The following is a 19,040-nucleotide window of genomic DNA, read 5'->3' on the forward strand; positions in this document are numbered from 1 at the left end:
TCGGTTTCAGCACCGCTGAACTGAGTGTATTATGTGGTCGGCGTCAATATTATGCTAAAGGCCACCCTTGGCCAGTTCTACGCTTAAATAGTATTTATAATCAGAAAGTTAACACAATAATAACGCACAGGATGTTTGCCCCATGATTCAGCGGTTTCTGCTTAAGAACGCGCTTTCAATAACCCTTCGGACTTCCATCTCGCTATTGTTGCTGGCCGGCTTGAGCGCCTGCAACGACGATTCAAGCAGCAGTAGCAATAGTGTGCCTGCCCCGGCCCCGGTTTCACCACTGGGGAAATACGACTTATACAACCAGTGCTGGGTAATGAAGGTGGGCAGTGACTATGTGGTGCGCGATGGCGAGACTTTTGTCGCCAATGGCACCAGTGCGGGCAGTGCTGAAAAGTTCTATATGCGGGCAGCCAACCTGGCGCGCTACCTGTTTTACACATCGGACGAGATGCTGATGACAGCCAGTGGCTCAGATGTGTCGACGGTACCGCTTTTAGAGGCTGAAGATGGTTCTGACTGGACCTTTACTGAAAGCGGCGACGTTCTCAATGCCGCCACGCTGGGTGGCTCGCTGGCGGTCGGTGCGAATGGGCTGCTGGTGCTCGGCGATACTCCGGCGCCGCTGACCTTTGAGGCTGCCTTCGGCTGTGCCGAGTACCCGGAGATGCCGCTCGGCGTGATTGGCCAGAGCTATACCGGTAACGTCAATGAGCCCGTGTTGGGTTTTGCCGAGGTTCACGCCCATATGTCGATGGGCAGTGAAATGTCGGATGGCAGCCGCAATGTCGGCCCTTCGGCCGGTGGTGTGCAGTGGGGCCAGGCGGTTCATCGCTTTGGCGTACCGCACGCGCTGGGTAATTGTGAGAGTTTTCACGGGCCCGATGGTATGACCGACCCGGAGGCGCTGATTCTCGATAGCTCGCCCGGCACCACCCACGATACCGAGGGCTGGCCGACCTTTATCGACTGGCCTAAGAATGACTCACAACTTCACCAGCAAATGTACTGGCGCTGGGTGGAGCGGGCCTGGATGTCTGGTCTGCGATTGATGACTGTGCTCGGCACCAATATCGAGGCACTGTGTCAGGTTGCTCAAAATACTGGGCCATCTCGTGGCCAGAACCCGCTTGATCTCGATTGCGTGGATATGAGTGTTGGCATGAAGCAGGTCGAGTACCTCAGCGACATGCAGGACTATATCGATGCCCAGTTCGGTGGCCCTGGCAAAGGCTTCTTCCGGATCGTCGGTTCACCAGCCGAGGCACGTCAAGTCATTGCAGAGGGCAAGCTGGCGGTGATCCCCGGTTTGGAATTCACTAATATCTGGGGCTGTAACGTACGGTTCCTGCCTGGTGACAACGAGATATCGTCCTGCACCAAAGAAGATATAGACGCCGAAATTGATCGCGTTTGGGACGCCGGTGTGCGTCAGGTCTTCCCCTTCCACGATGTGGATAGCTCTCTGGGCGGAGCGGGCTTGTTCAGCGATATATTGGAGCTGGTGAACTTCTACGGCACCGGACGATTCTTCGAGACCTATGCCTGCGAAGATGGTGGTGAAGGCGAGAACTTTCTCTACAACGCCGGGTTGAAGTATTTGGCTACCCGGGAGCCGCAGGATGACAGCGTCCCGATTCCACAGCCCATATTAGATCCCGTTCTGAGCAACTTGGGCGACGACCCTAACATCGCCTTGTTGCTGGAGGCGACTAATGGCATGGTGCCGACAATGGAATCCGGTCGCCGCTGCAACGCGCGCACCGTGACGGATCTGGGTATCTACGCTATCGACAAAATGATGAAGAAGGGATTCATCATAGACATCGACCACGCTGAGATAAAAAGCAAACAGATCATGCTGGATCATACTGCGAAGACTGAGCCGGACTACCCCTTGGTATCCGGCCACGGCGGGCAGGGTGGCATCAACAACGAACAGGCCAAACAGATTATCCTGCAGGGCGGGGTGATCTACCCAGGCAACAAGAATGGTTTTGACCATGTGAAGTTTCTTGAGCAGCTGAAACCCCTGTGGGATGCATCCGGCACCACGCGGGAGTTTTCGGTGGGCTATGGCGCCGATGCTAACGGCTTGCGCGACCTGCCGGGGCCACGAGGCATGGGCCGCGTCAAGGAGACAGGCGCCGTACCTTATCCCTTTCGACTCTTTAGCGGTGACGATTGGGGGCCACAGTTCGATAACACGGCGCCACTTCTGTTTGAGATGCTATCTGTCCCCAGTGATAACGGCAGGTTGTGGGACGTCAATGAAGGCGGTATGTACCATTACGGCATGATCCCGGACCTTGTGGAAGAGATCCGGCTGGAAGGTGGCAAGGAAGCATTGGACTCTTTCTACAATTCAGCCGAAACCTATCTGCAAATGTGGGAGCAGACACTGGAAGCCGCTGCCCATGCGCGGACACTGCCGGTTCCTCAAACGGTTCAGCAACTGGAGTCTCACTAGAGGAATGCCAAGCCCTTTTTACCGGCCGGAGTAGGTGGTGCGTTATTGGCCCGTTGTCCTCATCAGCACATTGCTGACAGCTTTGCCGGGTGTCGCGCAGGCGCACAGTTTCGGGCGGCTGTACACCTTGCCGGTGCCACTCTGGCTCTATGCCTGGGGCGCTGCAGCAACTTTGGTTGTCTCTTTTGTTGTTGCGGCGCTGTTCATGACTTCACCGGCTGGGCCACGTCCAGCGGGCTCTGTGCCAATCAATGTTCTGCCTACCCTGCGACGCGCAATGCCGACCCTGCGCCTGTTTGCAGTTTTCATACTGCTGCTGTGTGTCGCAACCGGCTTTCTTGGTCACCGCGATCCATTGCGCAATTTCAGTCTGACGTTTTTCTGGGTCATTTTTGTTCTGCTGTTCACCTACCTGACGCTGTTCATCGGTAATTTTTATGCGGCACTGAATCCCTGGCATAGCCTGGCTAACGGCATCGGGCGAGTCTGGCGAAACTTTTGCGCAGGCCGAGTGAACTATCCGCGCGCGCTGGCGGATTGGCCAGCTCTTTTGCTGTATCTCGGTTTTATCTGGTTTGAATTGTTTGGCAGTGGCAGGCCCAAGCCTCTGGCCACCTTTCTCACCGTATATACCGTACTCAACCTCGGCGGCGTTTGGCTGGTTGGAGCGCGCGCCTGGTTTAGGCATTGTGAGTTCTTTTCCGTTTTTTTCCGGCTGATTGCGCTTATGGCGCCTGTTCATTACCAGCGAGGAAATCATGGCGAGCCGGGTCAATTGTCTCTGCGCTGGCCGTTTAGCGGGCTGACTCAAGAGGCACCGAGACATATCAGTACGGTGACATTTGCGCTGGCGATGCTCTCTACCACCGCCTTCGACGGGCTTAAGGCGACCCAAGGGTGGTCGATGTTGTTCTGGGGCGACCCTACCGGCTGGATGACGCAGTGGCAGGGCGTTCGTCCGATCAATGCGATCGAGGTATTTATGCCGTGGTATGTCGCTTGGGGAACGCTGTGTCTGCTGGCTTCGCCCTTTGTTTATCTGGCGCTGTATTTGCTGACACTGAAACTAGCCAAACTACTGACCGGGTCGCAGCGCACGATCGGCCAGCTGGCGCTGGATTTCGGCTACACCCTACTGCCCATTGCCTTCGTCTACCACCTGACCCACTACGCCACGCTGATCCTGAGCCATGGCCTGAAAATCATCAGCCTGGCCTCTGATCCGTTTGGCTGGCACTGGAACCTGTTCGGCACATTGCATAGTTTTCGCGCCCCGATTCTGCCTGAGATGGGAACCATCTGGCATTCGCAGGTGGGTTTGATCCTGTTTGGGCATGTGGTTAGCGTGTGGGTTGCCCACCGGGTCGCATTACGGGTGTTTGGTTCCCGAGGCAAGGCAATGACCAGCCAGTTACCCATGCTGGCGTTGATGATCGGTTTTACCATCGCGGGATTGTGGATTCTCGCGCAACCGCTAACGGCTCTGCGTTTTCTTTGAAGAATAAGACCTCGAAATGGAGTAACACAGTGACTAAATCAACCATTGCGATCCTGCTGCTTGGCGCCCTGTTGCTGACCGGTTTGTTCCTGCTGATGAAACCCGCGCAAGAGCCTGCGACACCATCCCTTGATCTGCCGACGCGGATAGTGGATTTTACGGTGAAAAGCGGTCAGCTCGCGGAGGGGCCGGCTGTTGTGGCCGTGGTTGAAGGCACGCTGGTCACGCTGCGGTTCTTCACAAACCAGATAGATGAGGCGCATCTTCACGGTTATGACCTGTCGGCTGAGCTGATGCCTGGTCAGAGCTCGGAGATCACCTTCCGCGCTGACATCAGTGGCCGTTTTGAGGTTGAGTTACACAAATCTCACAGCAAATTAGCGGTGCTAGAAGTTCGGCCCCGTTAATTTGCTGGTGCAGTATGCAGCTTAGGCCGGGCTTTACTATGCAATTGTACTTACTCTGGTTCTTTTAGTTCCTAAAGGATCTTTCGTAAAGCAATGTTTTGAAAAAAAATACAGGGATCTATTGCGGGGTGTGAATTATTTTGAGCGGGGCGTTAGTCAGTAATAATACCTATAGAACTGCTTCACAATTCTGGATAGCGTATCTCTTACGTGCTCCACTCATGATGCGGAAGAGTACAGCCCGCGCTCAGCGGCAACCGCATTCGAAAAACACACAAACGTGACTCCGGATGAGTCAAAGCAGTGGATAATGTCACTATGTAAAAAGCTCTTGAACTCGATAATGAGTTCGCTTGACGAAGGGTTGATGGTGCTGGCTATCGGCTCAGGACGCCCCAGCACGGTTGAGTACGTCAATCCAAAGTTCACTGCAATTTACGGCTTTGAGCTCGAAGAACTTCAAGACAAAAACTCTGTAGCTCTCTACAAAATGTCTGACGATCAGAAGGGGATCAACCAAATTACGCAGGCGGTAGTTGATCGTGCGCCAGTGGTGCTTGAAATGCAATGCCTGAAAAAGGACGGCTCCCATTTCCCTGCGAGAATCAGTCTCAACTTTTCAATCAAACCGGACGGACAAAACGATTATCTGGTTGTTAGAAGCCGGGATATCTCTAAGGAACGTGAATATCGAGACACCCTTATACAATCCAACATCACCCTCGCGTTTAAGAATTCTGAGCTTCAAACCCTGGCCACCCACGATGGGTTAACATCACTTTACAATCGTCGCTTCTTTGACAGCCAATTTGAACGCCTTTATGGCTTTCATGTTCGCCACCACATGAATTTGTGTTTAGCGTTTATAGATATTGACTTTTACAAGCAATATAACGACTTCTATGGCCATGTTGCCGGTGACAAGGTGCTCTGCAGAATTGCGAAGGAAATGACTAAAACGTTTTTGCGGCTTGAGGACATTACTGCTCGCTATGGCGGTGATGAGTTTGTTGTTGTGTCATCTAGCGTTGCAGAACAAGCGGTTGTGATTGAACATTTCGAGGCGCTGAGAAAGCGAGTGGAATCCTTGGCTATATCCCATGAGAACTCACCATTGGGGATCGTTACTCTCAGTGTCGGGGTTTTTGTCGGAATCCCCGGTGAGGATTCAAGCCCGGAATGTATCCTCAGCGCGGCAGACGAAGCGCTCTATACCTCAAAGGCTGCAGGCCGAAACAAAACGACAATCTATCGTCAGCCTGCATATCAATCGACGGGCTCCAAGAGAGCTTAACTATAATAAAATAAGCCTGTCACGGGTTTACTGCTCTAATCGCTAACCCTTGCCCTTTTGTACATCGCCCGACCCTCACCGGGTCCGGCCCGGCCTGTTAAGTTTGCCTGTATCGTCTGTGGTAGGATCTTAGTCCGCATTCCACAGTCAATCAGGAAGACAACCCAATGAGTAAGCCGATTATTCTTCACCACTACGATGCGTCACCTTACGCCGAAAAGGTTCGGCTGATGTTCGGGATGACAGCACTCCATTGGCAGTCGCTGGAGTCGCCCGTGCAACCACCTAGGCCGAACCTCGACCCCCTGACCGGTGGGTATCGCCGCATTCCGGTATTGCAGATTGGTGCGGATATTATTTGTGATACCGGGCTTATCGCGCGCGAAGTCGCTGCGGCGGCTAAGTGGCCGGCGCTTGATCCCGCCAACGCCAGTGAGGCTGACACGGCATTGATGGCGCAGGCGGAGAAGAAGGCTTTTTTTGCGGCCATAGGCGCCGTTCCACCTATGCGCTTAATCGGCACAATGCTGCTGCGCTTTGGTCCTGTGGGTACCTTCCGTTTTATCAAAGACAGAGCGGGCATGATGAAGGGCGGAACAGTTCGCCCGCCCCAGGGCGACGATGCCAAGGCAGAACTGAAGTCGCTGGTATCAGCCTTGGAGGCTCGTTTGGCTGACAGCGACTGGGTTGGAGGTAGTGAGCCGGCACTGGCGGATTTGGCTTGTTTTCACCCCTTGTGGCTCCATGCAAACTGCAGCCGAAGACCGCTGGATGCCGGGCAGCGGGTTAAAGACTGGTTTCAGCGGGTGTCTGACATTGGGCACGGGCATCGTGAGGATATAACACGTGAGCAGGCTTTTGCTGCGGCGAAGGCGGCCGACCCGCGCCCATTGCCGGCCAGTATAGAGGGTTCGCCGGTTGCGGTGGGCAGTGAGGTGGAGGTGGCACCGTCGGACTACGCTGTTGTGCCGGTGTCAGGGACGCTGGTTGCGATCACTGACGACAGGATTGTGCTCGCCAGAGAAACTCCCGAGTTTGGCACCTTGCATGTTCATTTCCCCCGGGCAAGCTATTCGATCGTTGCCGTCTGAGGGCGACGCCGGTCTGTCGAGCTTTGACGTGAGTAGTCAAACTCAGGAGTCGCTTTCGCTCTTATCCAGCGATTTTCGGGCAAGTTCAAGATTGGCGGCGGCTCTGGCATAGTAGCTGGGGCTTAGTTCAATGGCCCTTTCCAGATAGGCGATAGCGCTGCGATAGTCACCGTTCAACAGGGCGACGTAGCCAATATTGTTGAGCACGGAAGGTTCGTCCCCGGTGGCACTTAACAGTGTGATTGCTTTCTCGTATTGGCCCTGGCGGGCATAGGCGATAGCCAGATTATTGGTGATACGTTCAGCCTGGTCTGGATTTTGTTCCAATGCCTGGCGGAACCAGTGCTCAGCTGCGATGAAGTCGCCGAGCATCAGGCGTGAGTAGCCATAGTTATTGTTGAATATCGCATTATTGGGCTGTAGCGACAGAGCCTTTTGGTAGTAGTCACCTGCTGCGGCGTAGTCGCCCTGAAGGTCGCTGATGACACCGAGGTAGTTCAGGGTTGCCGGTCGGTCGGGCGAAAGCGTATGAATCGCCAGAAACTGGGCTTCCGCCTGTTTGATATCCTGCTGTTTCAGTAGCGTGATCGCGTAGTTTTCTCGAAGATTCAGGTCCTCCGGGTTGTCTCGAACCAGGGGCTCCAGGTAGGCGCGAGCCTGAGAAAATCGGCTCATAGAAAGTGCCAACAGACCCAATGCTTTGCGGATGTCGGCCCGGTCTTGAAGGGCCAGTGCCTGCTGGTAGGCGTCGGTTGCCCTTTCGTATTCACCGGCATTCCAATGCCGCTGTCCGTTCTCGACGTGTGACTCGAATGTCTCGCTTTCTAGAGCGGCATTATCGAGTGGTGTTGCTGCACAGCCGGCTAACAATGCTGCCAATAGAAGGGCCGTAGCTCTAATGCAAACCACATTTCCTAATCTTTTCATGGATCACCTTTATCAATCTCGTCGCCAAGTTGTGGCCAGTGTCTAGCAAAAGACACGGCGCTATCTGTCTGCTGTCGACATTCACTCTTACCCACCGCTGAGTACGCTGAAGCCGCTGAGCATTTTGATAAATGCTGGACCGAGTAAGACGAGAAACAGGGCAGGAAAAATACAAAACATTACTGGAAAGGCCATCTTAACCGGGAGCTTCGCCGCCCGCTCGCGAGCCGTTTGGGTACGCACATTGCGCATTTCGTCTGAATGCCCGATAAGTGAGGCGGAAATACTGGTGCCGAAGTGTTCAGCCTGGATCAGTATTGAGGTAAGAGCTTTTATTTCCGCAAGGCCGGTACGCTCGGCGAGTGATCTAAGCGCTTCTTCTTTAGTCTTGCCTGCCTTCATTTCGAGACTTACCAAACTGAGTTCTACGCCCAGCTCCGGATGGCTGGCCTCCAGCTCTCTACCAACGCGCTGAATGGCGGCGTCGAGGCCAAGCCCGGCTTCAATACATACCACCATCAAATCCATGGCATCTGGAAAATCGTCACGCAAAACGACCTGTCGATCACGGGCCTGCATAACAAGGAATAAGTCAGGCATATAGAGACCCGATAGCGCCGAGAACAGCAGCAGCGCGATACCGCCGGTTTCGCGCAAGGGGTTAAAATTTGCCGCGATACACACAATGGCCAGAAACAGAGGGACGGCAACGGCAAGGCAAACTTTGGCAAAGCCGAAGACGTATAGCGCTCTATGTGATCTATAGCCTGCAAGTACCAGACGCTTGCGGAGACGCGACTTCTTCCAGTCTTCGTCAGGCAGAATCAGTTTGCTGACTGGCTCTGCCCAGCGAACAAGAAATGCTCCCTCCATATGATCATGTTTCTTCAGTGCTTCCTGTCCTTCCTGAATCGCCCGCAGGCGACGCTTGACAAGGGGTGTTTCATCCACGAACCAGTAGCCGAAGCCGCCGACCAGAAGCACTATGGTGGCGAATGTCAGCCCCAATAGCAGATTGAATATTGGTATGCCAGAAAACATAGCGGCAGCTGTATTCAAGTCCACGATAGATCTCCGTTGGCCTATATTCTGAAGTTGACCATTTTCTGGATGATGTAATAACCAATACCGATCAACACCAATTGCAGAGCGACTAGAATCAGTCCTGTGCTTGATTCAAACAGAGTTGAAAGATACCCGGGGTCGACGAATGTTACTGCGCCGGCAACGAAAAAAGGCAATACCACCAGAATATTCGCCGAATAGCGCATTTCTGTGGATAGCACAGTGATCTCCCGGCGGGTATTGGCGCGTGCGCGCATTACCGCTGACAGCCGATCAAGAATTTTTGCCAGATTGCCGCCCGTTGTCCGTTGCACCAAAACGGCGGTGACGAAGAACTTGACTTCATCACTACCGGTTCTTCTGGACAGATTAAGCATGGCCTGCTCGACTTCAATGCCATACTTCATCTCGTCAAAGGTTGTGCGAAACTCAGATGCTACCGGGTCGCTCATGTCTTCGGATACGGCTTTAAGGGAAGCGGACAGCGGGTTTCCAGCCCGCAGGCTGCGACCTATAAAATCTATAGCGTCGGGCAGTTGAGCGTTGAACCGCTCAACATATCGATTAGCCAGGTATTTGAGAGTCTGATAAGGAATGATGAGCGCGCTCAGGAACGCGATCAGAAAACCCAGTGCGTTGCTAGTGCCAACGCTATAGACTGCAAGAAGGTAAATTGTCAGGCCGAAGATGAAGCACATTCGAAGATATCGGCTAATCGAATAGTTGGGGGCTGCGCGTTCCAGTAGCCTGTCGATAAAGTGAAACCGTGGTATCGCGAGGTAAATTTTATTCAGAACGCTGTTGCTAGACAGGACCTCGCGGCGAAGAAGATTGGGAATTGCGTCGCTAGAAGTTCCGGCTGCGGATAGTTTCCGCAAGCGTTTTCGGGTTTGTCCGCCGCCTGAGCGCATGCTCCGCCAGATGTAGTACAGCGACTCTATCAGGAATACCGCGCTCATAAACGCCAGCACCAGTATCATTAAGGCTTGAGCGTTATCTGGCATGCGATGTTACTCCATTACTCGTAGAGATAGTTTTCATCAAATATACGCTCGTCCAGCTCAATGCCACGTTCGCGAATGCGGTTGAGTATTGTCGGTCGTATTCCCGTAGCCTGGAATTTTCCGACCACTCGCCCAGCGCCATCCACCGATGATCTTTTGTATGAGAATATCTCCTGCATGTTAACTACCGAATCCTCCATGCCGGTAATTTCCTGAATACTGGTTACTACACGGTGTCCATCGGCCAGCCGTTCAGTATGCACGACCAAATCAATGGCGGCCGCAATCTGCTGTCGTATTACCAAGGGGGGGATATGCGCCTCACCCATACCGACCATATGCTCAAGACGGGTCAGCGCGTCTCTCGGCGAGTTTGCGTGAATGGTTGACAAAGAGCCGTCATGTCCGGTGTTCATGGCTTGAAGCATATCTATCGCCTCGCCACCCCTGACTTCACCGATGACAATTCTGTCGGGGCGCATGCGAAGGCAGTTTCGCAGTAAATCACGCTGTTTTATGGCGCCCGTGCCCTCAATATTGGGTGGTCGGGTCTCCAGACGGACCACATGAGGCTGCTGAAGTTGTAGTTCGGCTGAGTCTTCGATAGTGACAATCCGCTCAGTTATAGGAATTGAGCTTGAGACCACGTTCAGCAGAGTAGTTTTTCCGCTTCCCGTGCCGCCGCTGATCAGGATGTTAACTCGAGATTTGACTGCGGCTGCCAGAAACTTCGCCATGGCCTTTGTCATTGTCTTGAAATTCAGCAGGTCCTTTACCGTGTAAGGATCGATACTGAACTTTCTTATCGACAAGGAGGGTCCATCCAGGGACAGTGGAGGTATAACTGCATTAACGCGCGAGCCGTCGGGTAGTCGCGCGTCGACCATCGGTACTGATTCGTCGATGCGGCGTCCCACGCCGGTGGCAATTTTTTCAATAATACGCAGCAAGTGATCGTCGTCCTCAAAATGCACATGGGTTTTCTCGAGGACGCCGTGCCGTTCTATGTAGACGTTTTTGGCGTTATTTACCAGAATGTCCGACACACTGGGGTCAGCCAGTAGGGATTCCAGCGGGCCTAGCCCTAGCACTTCGTTGAGAATGTCATCTATCAGTGTTTTACGTTCCGATTCATTCAGTATGGCGGTCTGCTCCTCCATCAGATCGCGAACAACGGCCGTGATCTGACCGCGAACCTCATCCTCAGATAGCTCTTCTATGACCTTGAGATTGATCCGTCCCATCAACTGATGATGAATCAGGTTTTTGAGGGTCTGTATTTCATTCTGTCGAGACCCCTGAAAAGTCTTTTTTGCTTCAACGTTCATTCGCGGTGTCCTGTGAATTCTGGATTAAGACTGGCCAATCAGCTTTCCCCACAAACTAGACTTCGAGTACTTGGTTGGGTCTTCGCCGGGGTTCTTGAAGCTTAGATACAAGTACCTTGACAGTGTTCTAATGTCTTTAGTCATTTTGCTGTTAGGCGCGACGGTCGACACAGGCTTCCCTTGGTTCTGGGCGTTGGCCGATGCGCTGAAGTCCGAGCGTATTCGATGAACGCGTCTTACATGCAGTGTTTTCTTGAGTTCGTCAATGGATACAGAGCCCATACTGGCTTCGGCACGATTGCTGACTACTTCTATGGCAACACGATCGACGCCAAGCGTGGGTAGGTTATCCAGAATGGACTTTGCGTCTCTGATGGTTGCCAGTGCGTTCTGTACGACGAGAAGAATTTTCTCGGACATTTTCAAGGCTTCGATGGTCCATCCGGTGAACAGCAGTGGCATATCCAGTATGACTACGTCGTATGCTTCGGCGGCCGCGTCCAATACGCGGCGTATATCCTCGATGCTGACATCGGTAATTGACGTGAGTCCGCCGGGTGAGGGCAGTACATCCAGGCCGCTGCTGTGACGGGTCATAAGTGCTTTGAGGAAAACCGAATCTACTCGGTGAGATTGGGATATCGCGTCGTAAACGGTGGATTTTGGAACTAAATCAAGTAGCAAGTCTGTAGTCGCCAGTTGTAGATCAAGGTCAATAAGCGCGACTTTTAGTTTGTGCCGTTGTGCCAGTTCAACGGCTACGTTCGTCGCTAGTGTGCTGGCGCCGCAGCCACCCTTGGCATTAAAGAATGCGTATACGGACGACAACGATCCTTTGGTATTCAAAAGACGTTCGCGTTTCTCTGATACAACGACAGAGACTTGGTTCACTAGATCATTTCTGTCCAGTGGTTGAGGAATGACATCGCGAACACCAATCCGGATCATTCGTCTCATCAGGCTAATATTGTGGGATGCGAAAGAAACGAACACCGCGATGGAGTCTGCTATCCTGGCCAGCTCGGTTTCAATGTCATCGAGCTGAAGCTCATCCAGGTCGTCATCGAGCTCAACAAATAGAACGTCACTGCTCTCCTTGTCGCCGATGGAGTTCAGCTGCGATACGAGGTTGTTAACTTTTCGCGATTCAATGGAAACGCCGTCGATTCTTCCTACTGAAAGTTCTATATCGCGGCAGACTTCATCGTCCAGATACAGTGAAATAACTTTTAGTGACAGCACATTAATATCCTTTTTTCAGTCAAATTCCATTATCAGGCCCAGTCAAGACGAGCTCACGGTTTCGAGGTCTTCGCCTGTGCGAGTTGATGTCATTGGTGGCAGTGGCCATTCGCCCGGCATGCCGATGAGGCCGGGTATAACCATTCTGTAGACCATGTTAATGACTTTCACGCTTACCTCGGGGATCATCAGTTCGACGGGCCGGCCTGCAAAACCCGCATCGCTACAGCGATAGGTGACTTCGATATTTTCAGGTTCTGCCTGTGGCATAAACGCATTGATACGCTCCATCAGGTCGTTACAGGCAGCAACGCCATCACAGGTGGTCGTGATTTCAGTAACTGTGCCACCATCGCAATCCAGCGTGCTGAGGTTCATGACCGGGTCGGAGACAATCGCATACCTGCTGGCGTATCGAGCCGCTTCCGCGCCGCGTGTCCAGACATACATGAGAATCGAGAATTCGATAATCGCCATGACCATCATCAGAAAAACCGCCATTGTCATCGCGTTTTCTACCAACGCTGTTCCTGTCTGATGGCGTCTCAGGCGCATGTCATTCACCAATGTAGACAGCTTCGGCGGAAGCATTGAGAGTCATCACGCCAATAGAGGTAAATGGCACCAGCGTTTCTCCGAATATACTGGCGAAGGGTAGTGTGACTGTCAGTTGTATCACGCAGACTGGGCTGGCGGGCGAGGGCAGTACACGGCGTGTGACCGCAACGGCTACGTCGCTGAGTTCTAAGTTTGTGATCAGCGGCGTTTCCTGGCCCGCAAAGACGGTCAGTGTTTTTGCATTGTCAACGGCGGAATCCCAGCTGCTTTGTGTCGCGCAGTCCTGGTCAAGTGCACCGTAGGCTCGTGTCATATACCTTGCTCCCGCTGTCGCTGCTTTGGTAATTAGCTGCTCCTGGTAGAGCGCGCGCCCGAGCTCAAAGACCCCAAATACCAGCATGACCAATAGCGGCATCAGTATTGCCAGCTCGACCATTGCCATGCCGCGCTGCGATCTATTCATACAACTGGATGTCGATGTGAAAGGTTGCATCGTCTTCGTTGCCCCAGCCGATGTACTCACCATACATCTCTGCATTCGGCGGCGATGTCGCCGGTGCGGTCAGGAAAATCTTGGCAAATCCGTCGGGTTGAAATACCACCGTACTGGTTTTACCGCCGGTCAAACCCAGCGCTGCGCAGCTGAGCACTGATACATGAAATTGGCGGCGATCCAGCGTGCCGGCAGTGTGCTCGTCTACCATGTCGGGCGTCAGCAGTCCGTTTGCAATCTCGTAGTTGTATACGTCCCACCGCGTTACCCCAGGCGTGCAGGCGATGGGTGCGCCGCCGTGGGTACTGGCCCAGTAGGCGTTGCAATTCCAGTTCCCGGTGCCGAAACGACTGTCGCTGCCAAGATGGGTTAAATCATCGGGGAAGCTACCCACGTGTGGCGCGGGAGGATAGTCGACCGGTGCGCTCGCTCTGTTGAACGGCGATACCGCGGGTGAATAGGTGTTGCCGTAGTTGTCATCGTTGTTGCCATAAATGCCAAAGCGGGTATTTATCGCCGATTTGGCTTTTTGGGTGACGCCGCCGGGCTGGGTGGTTACAAAAGCCGGTACGCAACCCAGTAGCCCTTCATCGGCAAGAAATTCTGCCAGCGAGGCGCCGCCCGGGCCTCCGTTAACCTCGAGAAAGCCAAAGTTGCCATTGGTCCACTGATTGGAGCCCTGTTGCTTCAGGGTGATGTGTCCACCTACGGGCATGGCATCTCTGAAGGTTTGGCCTGAAGCCTCAAAGGGGTCGCAGATAGCCAGGGGCGGTGTATTGCAGCTGTAGAAGTTTCTGCCGGCCAGCGCTGTCGCTTCGAGTGACAGTTCCGTAATCACATTCTCTGCGCCCAACAGGCGTATTACTGGGTAGAAGATAAGGTCGAGGGTAAAATTGTCGGCGGCAGCGTCGGAAGCGGCGAGGCGTACTCTGACGTAGTGGGCGTCGGTATCGCCGCTGGCTTCATACTTGCTGGCATCAGCGCCGCCAGTACCATAGGGCGTTATATTCCCGCAGAAGTGGCTGAGATCAACGTTAGCGTCACTGGCATCAACATCATGGCGGCTGCCAATGACGCAGAAAAACACGAAAGCCTCGTCGGGCAGTGTGTCGTCATTCAGCAATTCGCGTACACGGGCAAAGTGGCTGTTGTGCACGAGTGCATTGCGAGCCGATAGTTTTGCGCGCTCAATGGCATTGGCTTCGGTATTAAGCTCAAACGCGGCGGCCAAGGCCGCGGCATCCGCGGCGTTCTGTATCTCAGAGCGGAGCACCAGAACCCGGCCAACGTCAATGGCCAGTGCAGAAAAGCCAAGCAGGGCAATGATCAGCACGGCCATGATAGCCAGGAATGCTCCCTGTTGACGTTTCATTCGTGGCCTCCTTTGAATCAGCGATCGCTTGTATCCCGTCGTTGCCTGTCCAAGATGGACGGTTGAACCCGTGCTATGTATCGTCGAATGTCTCCGATTGTGTAGCGTGGGCATTGTGGTCGCAGTAATTTCAAGCTCGCTCATCTGTGTTGAATAAAGTAGACAGTCTTCGGTCACCTATTGGGCAACGTTGGATATGAGGCGGCCCGAGCTGGCCTTGCCCTTGTCAGCTCGGTAGGCTTTGATAACCTGCTCAGCTTTCTGGCCGTCGAGCCCCATGGGAGCTGCGGGCGCTTGCCCCGCGGCGGGGTTGACTGCCTGTGCCATTTGATTCGAGCGTGTTGCCTTGGCGTGTTTGGCGCTAATGGTTTGTGGCCCGGCGCAGGCTGCTAACAGCCCCACTATAAATGCCAGCAGTAATGGAGTGCTGAGGCTTTTAAAACTATTCATGGCCAAATGCTCCTTCAATTCCGTAGACGGTACCCACTTTGGCTTTACCTGATGAATTACCATCGTCGCGCCGCCAGAAGCGATAGGAACGGTTGCCTTCCATTCCGCCCAGCAGATACCAATCGAGCTGGGAGGGCGGGACGATATTGTCGGTCGGAAGTCGTATCTTCCCGGGGTGAACAGGCTTGACGATTCGTGGGGTTACGACGACGACCAGTTCAGTCTCTTCCCGATTAAAACTGTTGCTGCGGAACAGCGCGCCCAGAATCGGTATATCGCCCAGCCAGGGAAATTGCCGGATTGATTCCACCAGATTGTTTTCCAGCAGGCCGGCTATGGCAAAACTCTGTCCGTCGCCCATTTCAATCGTGCTTCCCATACGGCGGGTGTTAATTGAGGGGATCAGCAGGCCACCGCCGAGTGCGAAGGAGCGGCTGTCGTCGATTGATGAGACCTCGGTCTGTAATTTGAGGTTGATCTGATCGGCGCTCATCACCGTTGGCGTAAACTTGAGCCCAACCCCAAATTCTTTGAATTCAATCGTTATAGCGCCTGAGTTCTCGGCTTGGGCCACGGGTATCGGAATCTCTCCGCCCGCCAGGAAGTTTGCCTCCTGACCTGAAAGGGCGACCAGATTGGGCTCGGCCAGGGTGCGCGCGAGGCCTTTCTGCTCAAGAGCGGTTAGTCGGACGTTTAAGAAATCGGCAGCGCTGCCGCCAATGTCGATATAGTCAACCAGCCCAAAGGCATTGGTGGCCGAAGAGCCGGTCAGCAAGGTGGTACCATCAATACCATTATTGGAAAAGACGGTCTCGACGCCGAGATCCTTGAGGGAGTTTCTCGCGACCTCTGATATCTTGACCTCTAGCATGACTTGGTGGCCGCCACCAACCTGCATCAGGTTTACGACTTTTTTTTCCGGCACGTAGCTGCGAGCGATCGCCAGCGCCTTTTCCATAGCCTGAGTGTTGGATATTTGTCCGGAGATTATCACCGAGTCGTTGGAACCGCGGACTTCAATCGCGGTCTCGTCCGGCAGTACTTCGTAGAGTTTGCGCTTGATGCCCAGCAGGTCGTAGCCCACGACCACATCCATCAAGGCGACAAGATCACGGCGTTTGTTTTTGAATACCAGGTTGGTGTGTCCCGGCTTGATGCCGAGAATCAGCACCTGATTGGAGGACAGTAGTTTGATGTCAGCGACTTCGGGGTTGCCGATCACAACCTGATCGAGCGCGCCGTCGGCCCGAATAATCTGAGATTTCCCGACCGCAAGGCGCAACTCCACCTCTTCCTTGCCACTGGTGCCAAATTCAAGACGGTAGGGGCCTGCGGCGTCGACGGGCTGCGAAATTCCCAGTATGAGAAGTAACGCAACCCAGTTCATTCTCCAGCTATGCATAGTCATTGCTGCTCCTCATCGTTCTGTTTCGTGTGGGCGAGGATCTACTTCGCCCCACCTGTTGTACTGGCTGGTGCGCCGGTGTCAGTTTCATCAACTGTCTTTTCGCTGATCTCCAGCCCGCGGATAATTTCTACCCTCGGTCGGCGTTCGCGTTTGTAGATTCGGGTAGGCCGGTTTTTCTCTATCGTTAGCAGATCTTTGTATGTGGCAACGCTTTCCTCAATCAGGGAGGCGTCAAACTCGTTGCGCAGCATCAAGGTCAGCTCGCCCAGTTTCTGTGCCAGTATCAGTCGCTGGCCGTCAAACGGTGAAACCAACAGAGTCGCAGCATTGGAGACTTTCGGTTCTGTTTCTGTTTCAGAGTTAAGTTGATCGACACCCAGCAACTTGATGTTTTGCAGGATGATGCGCGTCACCAGCTTTTCGTCAGTGCGGCCAGCGTCTGTGGTATGGATGACATCAACGTAGTCGCCGGGCAGGGCAAAGCCAGCCACAGCTTTAATTTCATTAACTGCAATCGTGACCGCTCGCATATCTTCAGGGATTCGCGTTGGCATGCCGCCGCGCGCGCCGTATGGTGAGAGAATGTACTTGAGAATCGGCTCGCCTTTCCTTGCCTCGCGCAGAATAATCGGAGCACTTTGGGTATCACTGCCCAGTACGGTTTTGACGTCGCTGAAGTAGCTTTCAGGCAGTGCTTCGGTTTTGTAGCCGACGACTTTGAGCACTTCCTGTGTCAGGCGGGTTCCGGGGATAAGGTTGACCCTTGCGACCACGACAGGCGTCAGTTCCGGCTCGACACCGGGTTGACGACTGCTTACCTCTTTCTGCAGGTAGTCGTTCATCAGATAAACGGTTGTGCCACCGAGAACGAGGGCTAGGATCAGTAGAATGAGTGCACGAAGCTGCATTACGTTGCTCTCCGAGAGAATTCAGTGCAGCGTCCGCTGTCGCAACTGCTTTCCATTCCGCTGCCGGCTGCTATTACCGCTATTACCGACTGCGGAAAACGTGCTACTACGGAGAACGCATGCAAAAGCCGGAGAAGACTCCGGCGTCCTTATTGTCAGAGGATCAGGCTTCCTCTTCAGGCGTACAATCGATATCAGAATCGGGGATGCCGTCGGAGATGGCCTCGCAAACGCCGGTAAACCCTTCCTCAACCGCGCCGCGCATAATGACGACGGTGGCAATGAGAGCTACCGCGAAGACTGCTACCATAATGGCGTACTCCACCATGGTCGCACCGCGTTGATTTTTTCTCTTCATGAGTGACTGAATGCGTTTCATGCTTGATACTCCCGCAGCGATGGCTATGAAATTGCGCAAATGTGCGCCCTGTCATAAATAGTTATAGACCGAAATCTCATTTTTGTTTCTTAAGATTTACGATGGCATTTGGGCCCAAGTGAACAATGTGCAGCGGTTTCAACGGTCTTGAAAAAACTATCCGTACATGTGCTGATGAAAAAAGTATGCTAACGAGGTACCGGCTGGCGTGCGAGGTGCTCTGGTGTTGAAGAAGGCTTCTTACGAGACGCGGGGTACTACGACTCACAGGAGGATATCTGTGTATAAAGCGCAAGTCTGTTGTAGGCTAAAAGGTGCGCAAGGCACTGCGTACATATTCTAAAAACTTATCGTGAAAATTGTTTTAACTACCTTTTAAACAAGCCGGAGAGGCAGCGAGTTGGCTTTATGACATCCAGTAGTACTCGGTTGGACCGTTACATCAGCAAGAACAGTCCATATTCAAAATCGGATGTTCGGCTGCTAATAGCTCAGCAGCGAATCCTGGTGGGGGGTAAGCCGGCAGAATCCATTCGACAGCTGATAGATAAGTTCAGTCGTGTTGAACTGGATGGCGTCTGCCTGCAACAGAAGCGACCGGTTTATATTATGCTCAATAAACCCAAGGGCGTTGTCAGCGCGACCAGAGACGGCACCCATACCACGGTGGTTGATCTTATCGATCACCCGGAAAAGCATGATCTGCATATAGCGGGAAGACTGGATTTCAACACTACCGGGTTGATACTGCTTACCAACGACGGGTTGTGGTCGCGACGCCTGAGTCTGCCAGAGTCAAAACTGGCCAAGACCTATCAAGTCACGGTGGCGAAACCCTTGAATGCGGACTATGTCGCCGCCTTTTTCCGCGGTATTTATTTTGCCTACGAGGACATTACCACCCAGCCGGCGAAGCTGGAGATAGTGTCCCCGCACGAAGCCAGGCTGACTTTGGTTGAAGGAAAGTATCACCAGGTGAAGCGTATGTTTGGTCACTTTCAGAATGAGGTGCTGTCGCTGCACCGGGTATCTGTGGGTCCAATAGCGTTGCGCGAACTTGAACCCGGCCAGTGTCGGGAGTTGAGTGAGGCCGAGATACGCGAGACTGGCGGGCTTGTGGCCTGAGACTGAGACACC

Annotated in this window: 18 protein-coding genes; 6 read left to right on the forward strand and 12 right to left on the reverse strand. The window is 53.5% G+C overall.

All coding sequences use genetic code 11. The features are described 5' to 3' along the window. The first annotated feature begins 142 nt into the window (after nucleotides 1-142). The 5 genes from ABY734_RS05210 to ABY734_RS05230 all read left to right on the forward strand — a co-directional run bounded on the left by ABY734_RS05210 (nucleotide 143) and on the right by ABY734_RS05230 (nucleotide 6,769). Nucleotides 143-2,479: a peptidase M19 gene (locus ABY734_RS05210; RefSeq protein WP_372777944.1), complete on the forward strand. Its 2,337-nt coding sequence runs from the start codon at nucleotides 143-145 to the stop codon at nucleotides 2,477-2,479. Between the two features lie 37 nt (nucleotides 2,480-2,516). Next, nucleotides 2,517-3,977 carry a hypothetical protein gene (locus tag ABY734_RS05215; RefSeq protein ID WP_372777945.1) on the forward strand — a complete coding sequence of 487 codons (1,461 nt, stop codon included), beginning with the start codon at nucleotides 2,517-2,519 and terminating at the stop codon, nucleotides 3,975-3,977. A 29-nt stretch (nucleotides 3,978-4,006) separates the two neighbouring features. After that, entirely contained in the window at nucleotides 4,007-4,384 is a 378-nt protein-coding gene (locus ABY734_RS05220) for a hypothetical protein (protein ID WP_372777946.1), read from the forward strand. Nucleotides 4,385-4,727: 343 nt separating this feature from the next. Then, the gene (locus ABY734_RS05225; protein ID WP_372777947.1) at nucleotides 4,728-5,678 is read left to right on the forward strand and encodes a diguanylate cyclase; all 951 of its coding nucleotides are present in this window, start codon (nucleotides 4,728-4,730) and stop codon (nucleotides 5,676-5,678) included. Between the two features lie 167 nt (nucleotides 5,679-5,845). Beyond that, on the forward strand, nucleotides 5,846-6,769 hold the full coding sequence (locus tag ABY734_RS05230; RefSeq protein WP_372777948.1) for a glutathione S-transferase family protein: 924 nt from the start codon (nucleotides 5,846-5,848) through the stop codon (nucleotides 6,767-6,769). A gap of 42 nt (nucleotides 6,770-6,811) precedes the next feature. Here ABY734_RS05230 and ABY734_RS05235 read toward each other — a convergent pair whose 3' ends face one another. The 12 genes from ABY734_RS05235 to ABY734_RS05290 all read right to left on the reverse strand — a co-directional run bounded on the left by ABY734_RS05235 (nucleotide 6,812) and on the right by ABY734_RS05290 (nucleotide 17,903). After that, a complete protein-coding gene (locus ABY734_RS05235; protein WP_372777949.1) occupies nucleotides 6,812-7,696 on the reverse strand; it encodes a tetratricopeptide repeat protein in 885 nt (294 codons plus the stop codon). Between the two features lie 87 nt (nucleotides 7,697-7,783). After that, complete coding sequence (locus tag ABY734_RS05240; RefSeq protein WP_372777950.1) at nucleotides 7,784-8,761, reverse strand: type II secretion system F family protein; 978 nt, start codon at nucleotides 8,759-8,761, stop codon at nucleotides 7,784-7,786. A 17-nt stretch (nucleotides 8,762-8,778) separates the two neighbouring features. After that, the gene (locus tag ABY734_RS05245; RefSeq protein WP_372777951.1) at nucleotides 8,779-9,765 is read right to left on the reverse strand and encodes a type II secretion system F family protein; all 987 of its coding nucleotides are present in this window, start codon (nucleotides 9,763-9,765) and stop codon (nucleotides 8,779-8,781) included. Between the two features lie 14 nt (nucleotides 9,766-9,779). Further along, nucleotides 9,780-11,093 carry a CpaF family protein gene (locus tag ABY734_RS05250; RefSeq protein WP_372777952.1) on the reverse strand — a complete coding sequence of 438 codons (1,314 nt, stop codon included), beginning with the start codon at nucleotides 11,091-11,093 and terminating at the stop codon, nucleotides 9,780-9,782. Nucleotides 11,094-11,117: 24 nt separating this feature from the next. Continuing rightward, nucleotides 11,118-12,335: a CpaE family protein gene (locus tag ABY734_RS05255; RefSeq protein ID WP_372777953.1), complete on the reverse strand. Its 1,218-nt coding sequence runs from the start codon at nucleotides 12,333-12,335 to the stop codon at nucleotides 11,118-11,120. Between the two features lie 42 nt (nucleotides 12,336-12,377). Next, nucleotides 12,378-12,890, reverse strand: coding sequence for a TadE/TadG family type IV pilus assembly protein (locus ABY734_RS05260; RefSeq protein ID WP_372777954.1), 513 nt, complete (start codon nucleotides 12,888-12,890; stop codon nucleotides 12,378-12,380). A 1-nt stretch (nucleotide 12,891) separates the two neighbouring features. Beyond that, a complete protein-coding gene (locus ABY734_RS05265) occupies nucleotides 12,892-13,356 on the reverse strand; it encodes a TadE family protein (RefSeq protein WP_372777955.1) in 465 nt (154 codons plus the stop codon). Continuing rightward, on the reverse strand, nucleotides 13,349-14,758 hold the full coding sequence (locus tag ABY734_RS05270) for a pilus assembly protein TadG-related protein (protein WP_372777956.1): 1,410 nt from the start codon (nucleotides 14,756-14,758) through the stop codon (nucleotides 13,349-13,351). Before ABY734_RS05270 ends, ABY734_RS05265 begins: the two co-directional genes overlap by 8 nt. A 177-nt stretch (nucleotides 14,759-14,935) precedes the next feature. Further along, the gene (locus tag ABY734_RS05275) at nucleotides 14,936-15,208 is read right to left on the reverse strand and encodes a hypothetical protein (RefSeq protein ID WP_372777957.1); all 273 of its coding nucleotides are present in this window, start codon (nucleotides 15,206-15,208) and stop codon (nucleotides 14,936-14,938) included. Then, nucleotides 15,201-16,610, reverse strand: coding sequence for a type II and III secretion system protein family protein (locus ABY734_RS05280; protein ID WP_372777958.1), 1,410 nt, complete (start codon nucleotides 16,608-16,610; stop codon nucleotides 15,201-15,203). The genes ABY734_RS05275 and ABY734_RS05280 overlap by 8 nt, the downstream gene beginning before the upstream one ends. A 44-nt stretch (nucleotides 16,611-16,654) precedes the next feature. After that, nucleotides 16,655-17,524 (reverse strand): Flp pilus assembly protein CpaB, encoded by an 870-nt coding sequence (gene cpaB, locus ABY734_RS05285; protein WP_372777959.1) that lies wholly within the window; start codon nucleotides 17,522-17,524, stop codon nucleotides 16,655-16,657. Between the two features lie 163 nt (nucleotides 17,525-17,687). After that, the gene (locus ABY734_RS05290) at nucleotides 17,688-17,903 is read right to left on the reverse strand and encodes a Flp family type IVb pilin (protein WP_372777960.1); all 216 of its coding nucleotides are present in this window, start codon (nucleotides 17,901-17,903) and stop codon (nucleotides 17,688-17,690) included. Nucleotides 17,904-18,311: 408 nt separating this feature from the next. Here ABY734_RS05290 and ABY734_RS05295 point away from each other — a divergent pair, with 408 nt between their 5' ends. Further along, entirely contained in the window at nucleotides 18,312-19,028 is a 717-nt protein-coding gene (locus ABY734_RS05295; RefSeq protein ID WP_372777961.1) for a pseudouridine synthase, read from the forward strand. Nucleotides 19,029-19,040 lie beyond the last annotated feature (12 nt).

The organism is Litorivivens sp., from assembly GCF_041624475.1.
In the GTDB taxonomy this organism is placed as follows: Bacteria; Pseudomonadota; Gammaproteobacteria; order Pseudomonadales; family Spongiibacteraceae; genus Litorivivens.